The following is a 13,549-nucleotide window of genomic DNA, read 5'->3' on the forward strand; positions in this document are numbered from 1 at the left end:
TTTGTTTAAAAATTACCATTACTGGTTTAAATCTGTATGAAGTGTTCCAAACGTTTGTGCTCTTTTTGTGATAAAATGAGAGTATTAAGTTTAAAGCAGGGTAATCGGAAAGCGAGGAAAAAACATGTCTTTAAGAATGGTTACCGGAAGGTCGGGAAGCGGTAAAACACAAATGTGTATGAATGAAATACAAGACCGGCTCCTGGAAAATCCAGAGGGAGCACCGATTATTTATATTGTTCCAGAACAGATGACCTTTTCAACAGAATATCGATTAGCGACTAATCCGAAACTTGGCGGAATGATTCGTGCACAAGTATACAGTTTCTCACGCTTAGCTTGGAGAATACTTCAGGAGACTGGCGGCATAAGCAGGTATCATCTAAGCAGTGTTGGGATAAGCATGCTGATTCGAAAAATTATAGAAGATAAAAAAGACGAATTAAAATTGTTTCAGCGTGCTGCTGATAAAAATGGTTTTGTTCAGCAAGTTGAACAGATGATTACTGAATTTAAGCGTTATTGCATTACACCAGAAGAGATCATTCAAAAGGCTGAAAAGGGCAATGGGAATAGTGAAACAACTTCGAGAGCCTTGCAGGATAAACTGAATGATTTAGAGATTATATATAAACAATTTGAAGATGAGGTCTTTGGAAAGTATATCGATTCCGAAGACTATTTTCGTTTGCTTTCGGAAAAGATTTCTGAATCAACCTACTTAAAAGAGGCCGAAATCTATATAGACGGATTTTATAGCTTTACACCACAAGAATATTTGGTCATAAAAGAGTTAATGCGGCATTGTCAGAGAGTAACAATCACCATGACGACAGACCGAACCTCCTTTGAAACGCAGCCAGATGAATTGGATTTATTTCGATTATCTAGTGATGCTTGCTGCACTTTATACGAATTGGCAAATGCAGAAGGAATTAAAATGGAGCAGCCTATCTTTCTTTCGCATCAGCAGAAGTGGAATAATCCATCTCTAAGCCATTTAGAAGGCTATTTTGATACACGGCCAGCGGCTCCGTATTATGGACAAACAGACATCCATATTGGTCAAGCGGTTAATCGCAGAGCGGAGATAGAAGGAATAGCGCGCGAAATTCTTCAGTTGGTTCGGACAAAGAATTATCGTTATAAAGACTTAGCCCTATTGATAAGAAATGGCAGTGATTATCATGAAATCGTAGAGCCTGTTTTCTCGGATTATCAAATACCATTTTTTATTGACCAAAAGAGAACGATGCTGAATCACCCATTGATTGAATTAATTCGGTCAACCTTGGAAGTAATTCAATCATTTTGGCGTTATGAGCCTGTTTTTAGGGTAATTAAAACGGAATTGATTTACCCGCTTCAGGAAAATTCAGATCGAATGCGTGAAAAAATGGATAGGCTGGAAAACTATGTACTTGCTTATGGAATTAAAGGCAGTAAATGGACAAGTAAAGACCGATGGACGTATCGCCGCTTCAAGGGTCTTGAAATGGAAGCAAATGTGCAAACCGATGCTGAAAAAGAAATAGAACAGCAATTGAATGAATTAAAGCTTATGGTAACTGCTCCGATACTACGATTATCAAGAAGGTTAAAAAAGGCAGATACAGGCCGAAAACTTTGTGAAGCAATCTATTTATATTTAGAAGAATTAGATATTCCTTCAAAACTAGAAAATTGGAAAATAGAAGCGGAACAAAAAGGCAATCTTGTAAAAATGCGTGAGCATCATCAGGTGTGGAATGCCTGTATTGATCTCTTAGACCAATATGTAGAAATATTAGGAGATGAAGCTGTTTCCTTAAAGTCGTTCTCCGCTATCCTAGAAGCTGGATTTGAATCACTCTATTTTTCACTCATTCCCCCAGCACTAGACCAGGTTATCATCGGAGATTTGGAAAAATCTCGACTGACAGACATAAAAGCAGCCTTTATTGTTGGTGTTAATGAGGGGATCTTACCCGCTAAAATTGCCGATGAAGGGATATTATCTGATGATGAGCGTGAAATGTTAATAAATGCAGATTTAATAGTGGCACCAAGCAGCAGAACACGCCTATTGGATGAAAATTTCATAGCTTACAAGGCCCTGACTACACCTTCAGAATCTCTTTATGTCAGCTATCCGCTTGCCAATGATGAAGGAAAGGCATTAATAGCTTCCTCATATATTAAGAGATTGAAAGATATGTATCCGAATTTAGAAGAACATTTTTATGGTACAGATCCTGCTGAGCTGACAGAAGAAGAACAGTTAAACTTTGTTACCAATTACAAAACGACTCTGTCTTACTTGACCTCACAGCTTCAGTTGAAAAAGCGGAATTATCCTATATCTGATTTGTGGTGGGATGTCTATAACTTTTATATCAACAGCGAGTGGAAGGGACGTGCTGAGAAAGTATTCTCCAGTCTCTTCTATACCAACCAGGCGGTACAGCTTTCAAAGGAAACAGCAGACGAATTGTATGGTGATATGATACAGGCAAGTGTTTCACGAATGGAATTGTATAATGGCTGTGCCTTTTCGCACTTTGCACAGCATGGGCTCAAGCTTCGTGAACGGCAGGTTTTTCGTTTGGAAGCTCCTGACATAGGAGAATTATTTCATGCTGCTTTAAAGCACATATCTGATTTTGTAAACGAGCAAAGACTTAGCTGGGCATCTCTTACAAAGAAACAATGTGAAGAACTGGCCAGAGAGGCAGTAACTGCTTTAGCTCCTAAGCTTCAAAATGAAATTCTTTTAAGCTCAGAACGTCATCATTATATCAAACGAAAATTAGAACAAATTATTACACGGGCCTCTCAAGTTTTAAGCGAACATGCAAAAGTAAGTGGATTCTCACCAATTGGATTGGAATTGAGCTTTGGACGTAATGGCAGCCTCCCGCCATTAACGTTTTCATTAAAAAATGGAAAACGGATGGAATTAGCTGGCCGTATCGACAGGGTCGATCAAGCAAAACAAAATGGAAGTACCTACCTGCGTGTCATCGATTATAAATCGAGTGAAAAGGATGTTAATCTTAACGAGGTTTACTATGGACTAGCCCTGCAAATGTTAACCTACCTAGATATCGTCATTACACATTCTGACGAACTGGTAGAAATGAAAGCAAGCCCTGCAGGAGTCCTTTATTTCCATGTCCATAACCCGTTAATAAGCACTGCTAAATTATTGACGATAGATGAAATTGAAAAGGAAATCATGAAAAAATTCAAGATGAATGGTTTAATGGTGGGTGACGCAGACGTTCTCAAACTGATGGACCAAACACTTGAATCAGGTGATTCACAGATTATTTCGGCGGGCATTAAAAAAGATGGGAGTCTGACGAAGAAATCAAAAGTAGCCAGTCTAAATGAATTTGATGAGCTAAGGAATTATGTTCGAAAGCTTTATCAAACTACCGGAGAGGCTATAGTAGATGGTCAAGTTGATATTGCGCCATATAAAATGAAAGACAAAACACCATGTACATTTTGTGCCTACAAATCTGTATGTCAATTTGATGAGTCAATTGAAAATCATTACCGAATCCTATCATCACAGCCGAAAGAAACGATTTTCGAATTAATTAGAAAGGAGGTTGGCAATAATGAGTAGTTTTGTAATACCTCCTAAACCTAAGGGAGCAACATGGACCGAAGACCAATGGAAAGCGATTATGGGGAAAAATAAAGACATCCTTGTTGCAGCCGCAGCGGGCTCTGGTAAAACCGCTGTATTGGTCGAACGAATTATCCAAAAGATTCTTTCAGAAGAAGATCCTATTGATGTCGATGAGCTCTTAGTTGTAACATTTACGAACGCATCTGCTGCGGAAATGCGTCATCGAATCGGAGAAGCATTAGAAAAAGCGATAAATAAGGATCCAGGATCCAGGCATTTACGAAAGCAGCTAAGCTTATTAAATAAAGCTTCGATTTCGACTCTGCACTCCTTTTGTATGGAGGTTATCAGAAAATACTATTATCTCATTGATGTAGATCCTGGTTTTAGAATTGCCGACGAAACAGAGGCACAATTAATTAGGGATGAAGTCATGGATGAGCTTTTTGAAGAGGAGTATGGAAAAAAGGATAATGAGCCGTTTTTTCGGTTAGTAGACTCCTTTACCAGCGACCGGAGTGATAGTGCTTTAATGGATATCGTCAGGGATATTTATGATTTTGCACGGTCGAACCCTTTGCCTAGTCACTATTTACAGTCAATGATAGAGATGTATGATGTTTCTGCTATTTCAAATCTCGAAGAATTACCATTCATTCAAGCGTTGTTATTTGATATTGAACTTCAATTAGAAGGTGCGAAGGAAATGATTGAGCGAGGCTTGGAAGTGACGAAGCTTCCAGGTGGTCCGGCACCAAGGGCAGAAAATTTCCTTGATGATATAAATGTGATTAATACTCTTATCCAGGCAAACCGTGACTCGTGGTCAGCCCTATATCATGCCATGCAGACATGGTCATTTACAAGAGCAAAACAAGTAAAAGGAGATAATTACGATAAAGAGTTGACGGAAAAAGCTCAAAAGCTTCGCGATAAGGCTAAAAAGAAGATTCAAGATATCAAAGAAGAGCTGTTTTTACGGAAACCAGAAGGCTTCTTACGGGATATGGAAGAAATGCGCCCACTCATTGAAACGCTTGTCCATTTAGTCACTGTTTTTTCCAAGCGGTTTGAGAAAGCAAAACAAGAAAAAGGGCTTGTGGATTATGCGGATTTGGAACATTATTGCCTAGAAATATTAACAGGGGAAATTACTGCCGCAGAAGAGTTTCTTCCATCGGAAGCAGCATTAGCCTACCGCCATCATTTTAACGAAGTATTTGTCGATGAGTACCAAGATGTCAATATGGTTCAGGAAACCATACTAAAGCTGGTCGCAAAAGAAGATGAAACCAATGGTAATCTGTTCATGGTTGGTGACGTGAAGCAATCCATATACCGTTTCCGTTTAGCTGAGCCGAATCTATTTTTGGGAAAATATAATCGGTTCAGGCAGGACGGTAATGGTACAGGATTGCGCATTGATCTTGCGCGTAATTTTAGGAGCCGGAAAGAAGTACTTGAAGGGACAAACTATTTATTTAAACAGATCATGGGTGTCAAGGTTGGAGAAATTGAATATGATGAAGCTGCTGAACTACGGCCGGGTGCACCATATCCTGAAGATGAACCATTTCCAATCGAGCTATTACTGATTGATCAAAATAATGATAGTAAAGAAGTGCCTGCAGAGGCTGCTGAACCAGAAACTGAGGCAGTACCTTCTGAATTTGATGAGGTGGATTTAGAAAAATCCCAGCTCGAAGCAAGAGTGATGGCTTCAAAAATCAAACAATTAATTGCAAATGAAACCAAGGTTTATAATCCCAAAACAAATTCTTACCGTCCTATTATGTATCGAGATATGGTGATTCTGCTTCGTTCCATGACCTGGGCGCCACAAATCATGGAGGAATTTAAACAACAAGGGATTCCGATTTATGCGAACCTTTCCTCTGGATATTTTGAAGCAACGGAAGTAGCCATCATGATGTCGCTGCTTAGAGTGATTGATAACCCATATCAAGATATTCCATTGGCTTCTGTTTTACGGTCGCCCATCGTGGGGCTGAACGAAGAGGAGCTGGCGCAAATACGTTTACACAACAAGGGAACATACTGGGAGTCTGTTAAAAAGTTCTGTAAAAGCAGCCCGACAGAAAAAACAGAACTTTTATACGAAAAGGTGCGCCGTTTTTATGACCATTTGGAACAATGGCGTTCTATGGCACGCCAGGGGTCACTCTCAGAATTAATCTGGCAGCTTTACCGGGATACACAGTTTTATGACTTTGCAGGCGGTTTGCCTGGAGGTAAGCAGCGGCAGGCAAATTTACGAGCTTTGTATGATCGGGCAAGGCAATATGAGCAAACCTCGTTCCGAGGGCTATTCCGCTTTCTGCGTTTTGTTGAGAGAATGATTGAAAGAGGAGATGATTTAGGAGCAGCTCGAGCGCTTGGAGAGCAGGAAGATGTTGTGCGGATTATGACCATTCATAGCAGCAAAGGTCTCGAATTTCCTGTCGTTTTCATTGCAGGGTTGTCTCGAAGCTTTAATATGTCTGATATCCGGAAGCCTTATATGCTTGATAAAGAGTACGGATTTGCTGCAAAATATGTAAATGTGGAAAAGCGAATTTCCTATCCTTCTTTACCTCAAATTGCTTTTAAGCGCAGAAAGAAGATGGAAATGCTCGCAGAAGAAATGCGGGTCCTTTATGTAGCATTGACACGTGCGAAGGAAAAACTATATTTGACAGGAACATTGAAGGATGCAGATAAAAAAATAGAACAGTGGACTGATGTATCTACTAATACAAACTGGCTGCTTAAGGATTATGAAAGGGCAGGGGCAGGCTGTTATATGGATTGGGTCGGACCAGCGCTGATTCGGCACCAGGACAGTATAAAACTAGGGAAGATGGAGATTCAAAACCCGTTAGTTCCTGATGAGATTACCTGTCACCCATCTGCATGGAAAATTACAGTAATGAATGCTGATGATATAAAAAATCAGGAAGTATTGATCAGCTTAGAGGAGGACACCTTTTTAGAAAAGGTAGAGAATAAGGAAATGATCCCCGTAACATCTCCTTATAAAGAGGAAATTGAGTCTCGCTTAACATGGGAGTATTCTTTTGAGAATGCCTCCACCCATCGCTCAAAGCAATCGGTATCGGAAATGAAGCGTCAGCGTGAAATGTCTGATGAGCATAGTGGTACCGAATTGTTAAGCAGATTTAAAAAATCGATTACAAAACGGCCAAAGTTTATGCAGGAAAAGGCGCTTACCCCTGCTGAAAGAGGGACTGCTCTGCATATGGTCATGCAGCATGTCGATTTAACAAGACCTGTTACGATACAATCTGTTAAGACACAAATCGAGTCGATGGTTAATAATGAACTGTTAACTATCGAACAGGCGGAGGTCATTGATACACAACTCATTGGGAAATTTTTCGAGTCAGATTTAGGTAAGAGGATAATAAATGCAAAGGTGGTACATCGTGAGATTCCCTTTACCCTGTCATTGCCTTCGTCAGAAGTATATCCGACATGGAAGGATGAAGAAGAATCTGTTTTTGTCCAGGGGATTATCGACTGTGTTTTTGAAGATGAAAATGGACTCGTCCTTATTGACTTTAAATCGGATGGGATAACGGATCGTTACAAAGGCGGTTTTGTCCAGGCAAGACCTATTCTTGAAGAGCGGTACCGATTACAAATCAATTTATATACAAAGGCATTGGAGCAAATTTGGAAGAGAAAAATTAATGAAAGATTTTTATTCTTCTTTGATGGAGCTCACGTATTAAAGCTATAGTCAAATAGAAAACGACATAAACATTCAGGTTTATGTCGTTTCTAATTATTCCCGCCTATTGGCTGGTCAAGCAAATTAGCATCAAGTACATTTGTGCCGCTTAAACCGCTAGCAGTAAATATAATTCCCCCTGTATTTAAGCCTCCAGAACCTGCATTGGTCTTTGAAGCACTTTTTGGAGAAATATATACAGTATCCCCGAATTGAACAATTCCACCACTTACATTCACAATCTGAACTGGACCAATTATCGCTGGCATTTACGAACATCCTTTTCTTTACTTGCCCTTAGTAATCTTGTGATATCGTATTCCAACGTCCTTGTCATTGTTCATCCTCATTATGATGCAGATGTCTGATATGTTTTACCCGTGCTTCCATGGAGACGTTTTGACTGTTTCCAACGTGCAGTATGGCATCCGAAGACATTGCAAGGATAGATATAGTATTGACCTTAATGATAGGAAGGCTATTATGAGTAGATATCGTCATGCTTTCATTGATTGGTAAAAAAGGGATTGGTTCCGAAAACACAGGGTAGTTTAAAAAATTACCTTCTTTTGAATTAAAAACTTCAGCTTCCCTTTGAACAGCTAAGGCGCGTGAAAATCCATTAATAATACGGGAATCTCCAAGCTGGATGATAGAGGCAAAGGAAGCCGAGGTTACATTAATGGCGTTTACGACAGAAGATCTCTGGAGCATGATCTTAAGCACACCTAAAAAAGTGGCACATAAGGCCCGATGATGAGTGATTCAGCAGGTGTGTCGAAAGTTGCTGCTAATTGAATCGTTTGTGTATCGCCAACCATTACGAGCGAAGAACTTGAAACGCCTAGAATTCTAATTGTATCTACATGGAGGTCTCGATTATATACTTCAAAGTTCATTTTGCGTATTCATTCCTTTCACATTCTCTGGTAAATGATTAATAAATATTAAAATACCTTTTCTAATTTCCTCTTTGAGTAATGCAATAATGCTCTCCTCTGTACTTTGTTCGTCGTCACGTTTATTGGCTGCAGTATTTTGTATATGGTAATCAATCCTAGCTGGAAGCTGTTGCATGATATCTTGTTTAATAAAAGCTAAATAGGAATCATCTAATCTAACATTTAATTGATTTTGGGTTTCCTTAAATAGTACTGGCAGTTCCGTTTCTAAATACCGATAAATTGATTCTTCTATTTTCATTGAACGCTGCATTTGTGCCTTGGGATGGATAGGAGTATTTAAGGATTGATTTTCTACAGCAAAATCTTCAATATTTGCCAAATCGGATGGATTTAGTCCAATGTTTAAGGTTCCTTCAAGAGTTTCAACCTTCAATTGATCAAATTTATATTCAATCTTATCAACCCGAATACTAGGCTTATCATTTAATTGCTTCATTTCTTCCTGAAGTTTTTGAATGGTGTGTTCCAGAGTAGCAATTCTATTTTCCTGTGCCTGCAAAGTCAATTGGACCCATTGAAGAAGTTGTGAATAATCCTGGTACATACCATCACCTCACTTTGAATCAACTTCTCTCGTGCCTGATAATGGCACTGCAGGGCTACTAGATTGCCCGCTTGTAGTTTGAGTACCTCCTGCAGTTGGTGCGGGCTTTGTAAAACCTCCTGTATTATACAAATAAGATGCAGGTTTAATAATTCCGGCGCTGCCGATCTGCAGGACAGAAGAATTGGTAATACTGCTAATTTTAATAAAGTTTATTTGAATTGTTTGCTGAATATAAAAATTCATATAAAATCAACCTTTCCTTAAGCATTAAGGAAGATTCCTTGATCAATACCATCTGAATCGTATGTGTTCGTATTGCTTAAATTATTATTATGAACACTTAAACTTTCACCCGTATTAAAGGAACCAGCACCGGAGAAAGTTTTTGCAGATGAAAATGGCATGATTTTGTAGACATCTCCAATATGAAAAACGGAACTGCTGCCAAGTGATATGACTTGTGCAACTCCTACAATCGCTGGCATAAACAACACCCTTTACCTTTTTTTCTCCTAATATCGTATGTATAGGTTGGTGTAATGTGATTCATTCGCCCAAATAAAGTAAATCTAATCTAAATTGTTGGGAAAATTATATAATTAGGTAATATTACCTATGTATTTTTAAAAAATGATATAATAGTAGGATATGAGATTAAGACAAAAGGACTTATGATAGGTTTAAGAGATCAGTCGGAAATGTAAAAACACTGATTCTCGATAAAGGCAAAACTGGTGAAAATCAGTGACGCAAAGCTAGAGGGGCTAAGGTGCATTTGCACTACGCCAGCCAGTTACCGAAAGAACAGGGCGTTTTTCATAGATAACAGCAATGTTTACATAGGTCTTTTTATGTGCATTGTTGTACTTCATTTGTTAACCCCCCTTTCGGTAAAGGCGGGGTTATTTTTATTGTGTTTCATTAAACCTCGCCTAACCGTTCATATCTTCTTTATGTTTTGTGAGCAAAATGGTTTTCAAAAAACAAAAACAAGGCGGGTGGAATGTATGGGGCTATTAAAACAAATCCAGCAAATTAATTGGGTACAAGATGTAGATCACAAATTGTACAAGTCAGCAAGGCTGGCTATTAGAAGGAATTCATGGAAACCTCTAGAGCTTCAGGATTTAATTCTTAACGGGACCATGACAAAAGAAATGGCACTCTTCCTCTGTACATGTGTGAAAGCTAGATTAAATATTCTAGTAAGCGGAGGAACAGGGGCAGGAAAAACTACGCTTGTTAATGCACTTTCCACTTTTATTCCAAAAGAGGAAAGGAATCTTATTGGAGATGTTCGTGGTAAAGATGTACGTGACATACTTCGGAAAGAAAATAAAGGACTGGATGGTTTTCTTGCAACAGGACATTCCAGCAGTCCGCGTAATATGATTGACCGCTTGGAAATCATAGCATATCTTGAAGGGATGAATTTTCCTATCCAAGCGATTAGGGAAAAAATCGCTGGAACAATTGACATCATTGTCCACCTTTCACGTTCACATGATGGAAAAAGAAAAATTACGAAGATAACAGAGGTTCAGGGAATTGAAGGGGAAAATATTGTCCTTAGAGATATTTTTTCGGTTAATCCTCTTGAAGGTTCATATTATTAGCAGCCAGTTTTATTTAGGATTTTTTGAATGCCTATGGTATGATAGTGTTGCTATAAGCTATTGATACATAGGAGGAAAATCAAATGATTCATGGTCACGTTACAGCTTGGGTTTTAGCCCTAATTTTATTTATTGTCGCTATATTTTTACTAAAAGGCGGAAAAGAAAAGGGCGCTAAAATTGTCCGAATGATTTTACGTGTGCTTTATTTGCTAATTATTGCAACAGGTGTTGGTCTAATTTTCATGCTGTCCAATATTGATTTGTTGTATATACTAAAAGCGGTAGTAGGGATATGGGTAATTGGTTTATTTGAAATGATCCTAAGCAAGGTTGCACAAAATAGAAAAACTTCAGTTTTATGGATACAGTTTGTTATCGCCTTCTTACTTGTATTGTATTTAGGGTTTGATAAACTGCCTATGTCGATTTTTTATGTATAACATCGCTTTAGGAGAAAGAGCTGCCGGGTCACTCCCCGGCAGCTCTTTCTACGTTAAAAAAGGATGACAATTATTGCAAATAGTTTTACTATTTAAGTAAGGGGAGAGGAGTGTTTGATATGCTAGTTAGAGTGTTTGCTAATCTCCGGCAAATTTGCGGCGGAGTTGGGGTTGAGGTTAACCCGGACGGTCAACGGGTGATTGATGTATTGGATAAGATGGTTGAAATGTTTCCTGATTTGAAGGGAGAAATATTTACTCCTGAAAAAGAGCTGCTTCCATTTGTTCATGTTTTTATAAACGGAAGAAATATTATTCATTTAGATGGTCTTGAGACTATTGTAAAAGAAACCGATCAATTTGCACTATTTCCTCCTGTAGCGGGTGGTTAATATGCTTGAGCAGGAATTAGAGTTTCGTGGAATAAATCGAAAGCACCTAGGAATGTATTTTGAAGAGTTAGGCGGTAAACAAATTACAGATCAATTTCCTTACATATATAAATCTGACCACTGGTATGGTGAAATAATAAGGGAAGAAGAGCTTTCAATTACTTCTACATTTAAAGTCAATCGTGTTTATATTCGGTTTTATGCCTCAAATGACATGACGCTAAAAGAGCTGATTAAAAATTATCGGGTGAAAACAAGAAGGATAGGCGGATAGCTAATATCCCAAACAAAAGGCTTCTGCACAATATGCAGAAGCCTTCGATTCTTGCATTATACTAATTGATTTTCCGGGTCGATAATCTCAAGCTCACGAAGCTTTGCTTCGGTAACTTTTCCAGCCTCCCAGCCGCGTACTTGGTAGTACTCTTTAAGCATAATATCCATACGGCTGACCTCACCTGCACTATTACCAGATGCAGGCTCCTCGGTGAAGCGTTTTGGCAGATAGTCATCTTCTTCTTTATCGAATCCAGCGAGGTTATTATAATAACGCTCAAGATTATAAATTCTTTCCCCAGCCTTCATCACATCATCAGCTGTCATCGGAATACCAGTCATGGCACTATATTGCTCAGCGTAATGCTCAGCGTTTTCAGAGAAAGATGAAAACTTACAAATATTCATAGAATCAGAGAAAGCAAGCATATCTTGGAATACTTTTAATAACTTACCTTTTCCTTCTGGCTTAAGGCGGTCTGTAGGCTCTGGAATACCGGCAATTTCACTGGCAACCGTATAGCCGCGTAAATGACAGGCTCCGCGGTTACTAGTTGCATAACCGAGACCAATTCCTTGAATACCACGTGGGTCATATGCAGGAATGGATTGTCCCTTTACAGACATAGAAAGTTCTGATGCACCCCAAGAAGCTGTTGCTTTTGCTGGACCTTCAGCAAGGATACCGCCAAAGCCTTCACGGAATGCAATTTTCTTCGTTAGGTCAATCATGGAATCCGCATCGCCCCAAATCAGCTCTTCCGTAATCAACCCTTTTTCATAAGCTTCCATTGTAACGGAGAAGCAGTGTCCTAATTCAATGGTATCAAGACCGTACTCATTACAGCGGTCAATCAGATAAGAAATGGCCTCGGCATCGCTTAATAAGCAGTTAGAGCCAAGTGACCAAGCAGATTCAAACTCAATACTTTCGACTCTAGTTTTATACTTTCCATCCTTGACTTCAACTTCGATTTTGCAGCCTACAGGACATGCATGGCAAGTATTATTTTTAATAAGTAAATGCTCGTTGACATATTCTCCACTATGCTTTTCTGCCTCATCCCAATGAGTGAACTGGGAGTTCTTTGTTGGAAGCGCCCCGACCTCATTGATAATATTGGTTAATACGTTTGTACCGTAAACGGAAAGACCACCTTTATTTGGTGCGGTTAATCCGCCGTCAAGAATAGCCTTTACTGCCTTTTTGTTAGCCTCTTTATATTCAGTTTCTAACTTAGGCTGTGGCATATTTCCTTTTTGAGGTGCTTTTATTACAACCGCTTTCAATTTTTTATAGCCTGCAACAGCGGCAGTTCCGCCACGTCCTGCAGCGCGGTCATGCTCGTTAATAAAGGAAGCAAACTTAACTGTATTTTCACCGGCTTGACCAATGGTCATGACACTAAGATCTTGTTCACCGTATCTAGCCTGCATTGTTTTAACCGTTTCTCTTGTTCCTTTGCCCCAAAGTTCTGAGGCATCACGCAGTTCCGCCTTACCATCTTCGATATAAAGATAAACAGGCTTGTCGCTTTTACCTGTAAGGATGATATTATCGACCCCTGCCCACTTTAATCGGGCTGCGGTCCATCCTCCCATATGAGAATCCGTAACTGTTCCTGTTAGCGGAGATTTAGTCACAACACAAAGACGTCCACTCATTGAAGACCGTGAGCCGGTTACAGGACCAGTCATAATACAAAGCATATTTTCAGGAGATAATGGCTCAACTTCAGGCCCATTATCAAGTACATATTTTACTCCCAGACCGCGGCCCCCAATGTACTTTTTTGCATCCTCTTCATTAATAGGTCTGTAATTAATCGTGCCTGCTGTTAAATCAACTACCACTTCTTTGTTTAAAAAACCACCTAGATTCAAATGTTTTCCCTCTCTTTCATTAATAAATTGAAGCTTATCTCCCATTTATA

General features: G+C 39.1%; 13 protein-coding genes and 1 riboswitch. Of the genes, 6 read left to right on the forward strand and 7 right to left on the reverse strand.

Annotated features, from left to right (window positions below; genetic code table 11):
• Positions 1–124 precede the first annotated feature (124 nt).
• Together addB and addA are read left to right on the forward strand one after the other, a co-directional pair.
• Positions 125–3,616, forward strand: coding sequence for a helicase-exonuclease AddAB subunit AddB (gene addB / locus ACIQAA_RS13265; RefSeq protein WP_402619998.1), 3,492 nt, complete (start codon positions 125–127; stop codon positions 3,614–3,616).
• A complete protein-coding gene (gene addA, locus ACIQAA_RS13270) occupies positions 3,609–7,385 on the forward strand; it encodes a helicase-exonuclease AddAB subunit AddA (protein WP_402620001.1) in 3,777 nt (1,258 codons plus the stop codon). The genes addB and addA overlap by 8 nt, the downstream gene beginning before the upstream one ends.
• A gap of 41 nt (positions 7,386–7,426) precedes the next feature.
• Here addA and ACIQAA_RS13275 read toward each other — a convergent pair whose 3' ends face one another.
• The 6 genes from ACIQAA_RS13275 to ACIQAA_RS13300 all read right to left on the reverse strand — a co-directional run bounded on the left by ACIQAA_RS13275 (position 7,427) and on the right by ACIQAA_RS13300 (position 9,373).
• Positions 7,427–7,645 (reverse strand): spore germination protein, encoded by a 219-nt coding sequence (locus ACIQAA_RS13275; RefSeq protein ID WP_402620004.1) that lies wholly within the window; start codon positions 7,643–7,645, stop codon positions 7,427–7,429.
• A 64-nt stretch (positions 7,646–7,709) separates the two neighbouring features.
• Positions 7,710–8,090, reverse strand: coding sequence for a spore germination protein GerPE (locus ACIQAA_RS13280; RefSeq protein ID WP_402620007.1), 381 nt, complete (start codon positions 8,088–8,090; stop codon positions 7,710–7,712).
• A 14-nt stretch (positions 8,091–8,104) separates the two neighbouring features.
• The gene (locus ACIQAA_RS13285) at positions 8,105–8,275 is read right to left on the reverse strand and encodes a spore gernimation protein GerPD (RefSeq protein WP_402620010.1); all 171 of its coding nucleotides are present in this window, start codon (positions 8,273–8,275) and stop codon (positions 8,105–8,107) included.
• Positions 8,265–8,885: a spore germination protein GerPC gene (gene gerPC / locus ACIQAA_RS13290; RefSeq protein ID WP_402620013.1), complete on the reverse strand. Its 621-nt coding sequence runs from the start codon at positions 8,883–8,885 to the stop codon at positions 8,265–8,267. Before gerPC ends, ACIQAA_RS13285 begins: the two co-directional genes overlap by 11 nt.
• 9 nt (positions 8,886–8,894) lie before the next feature.
• A complete protein-coding gene (locus ACIQAA_RS13295; RefSeq protein ID WP_402620016.1) occupies positions 8,895–9,131 on the reverse strand; it encodes a spore germination protein GerPB in 237 nt (78 codons plus the stop codon).
• 17 nt (positions 9,132–9,148) lie between these two features.
• Positions 9,149–9,373, reverse strand: a complete 225-nt coding sequence (locus ACIQAA_RS13300; RefSeq protein ID WP_402620019.1) for a spore germination protein — start codon at positions 9,371–9,373, stop codon at positions 9,149–9,151.
• A 229-nt stretch (positions 9,374–9,602) separates the two neighbouring features.
• Positions 9,603–9,689: riboswitch (cyclic di-GMP riboswitch) on the forward strand.
• A gap of 206 nt (positions 9,690–9,895) precedes the next feature.
• Here ACIQAA_RS13300 and ACIQAA_RS13305 point away from each other — a divergent pair.
• The 4 genes from ACIQAA_RS13305 to ACIQAA_RS13320 all read left to right on the forward strand — a co-directional run bounded on the left by ACIQAA_RS13305 (position 9,896) and on the right by ACIQAA_RS13320 (position 11,613).
• On the forward strand, positions 9,896–10,504 hold the full coding sequence (locus ACIQAA_RS13305) for an ATPase, T2SS/T4P/T4SS family (RefSeq protein ID WP_402620022.1): 609 nt from the start codon (positions 9,896–9,898) through the stop codon (positions 10,502–10,504).
• Between the two features lie 83 nt (positions 10,505–10,587).
• A complete protein-coding gene (locus ACIQAA_RS13310) occupies positions 10,588–10,947 on the forward strand; it encodes a YisL family protein (protein ID WP_402620025.1) in 360 nt (119 codons plus the stop codon).
• A 119-nt stretch (positions 10,948–11,066) separates the two neighbouring features.
• Positions 11,067–11,339, forward strand: coding sequence for a ubiquitin-like small modifier protein 1 (locus tag ACIQAA_RS13315; RefSeq protein ID WP_402620027.1), 273 nt, complete (start codon positions 11,067–11,069; stop codon positions 11,337–11,339).
• Position 11,340: 1 nt separating this feature from the next.
• Entirely contained in the window at positions 11,341–11,613 is a 273-nt protein-coding gene (locus tag ACIQAA_RS13320; protein ID WP_402620030.1) for a MoaD-like domain-containing protein, read from the forward strand.
• 56 nt (positions 11,614–11,669) lie between these two features.
• On the opposite strand, the gene ACIQAA_RS13325 is transcribed toward ACIQAA_RS13320, so the two are convergent.
• Positions 11,670–13,499 (reverse strand): aldehyde ferredoxin oxidoreductase family protein, encoded by a 1,830-nt coding sequence (locus tag ACIQAA_RS13325; protein ID WP_402620033.1) that lies wholly within the window; start codon positions 13,497–13,499, stop codon positions 11,670–11,672.
• Between the last annotated feature and the right edge of the window lie 50 nt (positions 13,500–13,549).

The organism is Neobacillus sp. NPDC093182 (genome assembly GCF_044754045.1).

Bases quoted from the DNA above. Each gene is read 5' to 3' on its own strand.
- addB (WP_402619998.1), top strand. From the start codon at position 125: ATGTCTTTAAGAATGGTTACCGGAAGGTCGGGAAGCGGTAAAACACAA.
- ACIQAA_RS13295 (WP_402620016.1), bottom strand. From the start codon at position 9,131: ATGAATTTTTATATTCAGCAAACAATTCAAATAAACTTTATTAAAATT.
- ACIQAA_RS13275 (WP_402620004.1), bottom strand. From the start codon at position 7,645: ATGCCAGCGATAATTGGTCCAGTTCAGATTGTGAATGTAAGTGGTGGA.
- gerPC (WP_402620013.1), bottom strand. From the start codon at position 8,885: ATGTACCAGGATTATTCACAACTTCTTCAATGGGTCCAATTGACTTTG.
- ACIQAA_RS13315 (WP_402620027.1), top strand. From the start codon at position 11,067: ATGCTAGTTAGAGTGTTTGCTAATCTCCGGCAAATTTGCGGCGGAGTT.
- ACIQAA_RS13310 (WP_402620025.1), top strand. From the start codon at position 10,588: ATGATTCATGGTCACGTTACAGCTTGGGTTTTAGCCCTAATTTTATTT.
- ACIQAA_RS13320 (WP_402620030.1), top strand. From the start codon at position 11,341: ATGCTTGAGCAGGAATTAGAGTTTCGTGGAATAAATCGAAAGCACCTA.
- ACIQAA_RS13305 (WP_402620022.1), top strand. From the start codon at position 9,896: ATGGGGCTATTAAAACAAATCCAGCAAATTAATTGGGTACAAGATGTA.
- ACIQAA_RS13300 (WP_402620019.1), bottom strand. From the start codon at position 9,373: ATGCCAGCGATTGTAGGAGTTGCACAAGTCATATCACTTGGCAGCAGT.
- ACIQAA_RS13280 (WP_402620007.1), bottom strand. From the start codon at position 8,090: ATGCTCCAGAGATCTTCTGTCGTAAACGCCATTAATGTAACCTCGGCT.
- addA (WP_402620001.1), top strand. From the start codon at position 3,609: ATGAGTAGTTTTGTAATACCTCCTAAACCTAAGGGAGCAACATGGACC.
- ACIQAA_RS13285 (WP_402620010.1), bottom strand. From the start codon at position 8,275: ATGAACTTTGAAGTATATAATCGAGACCTCCATGTAGATACAATTAGA.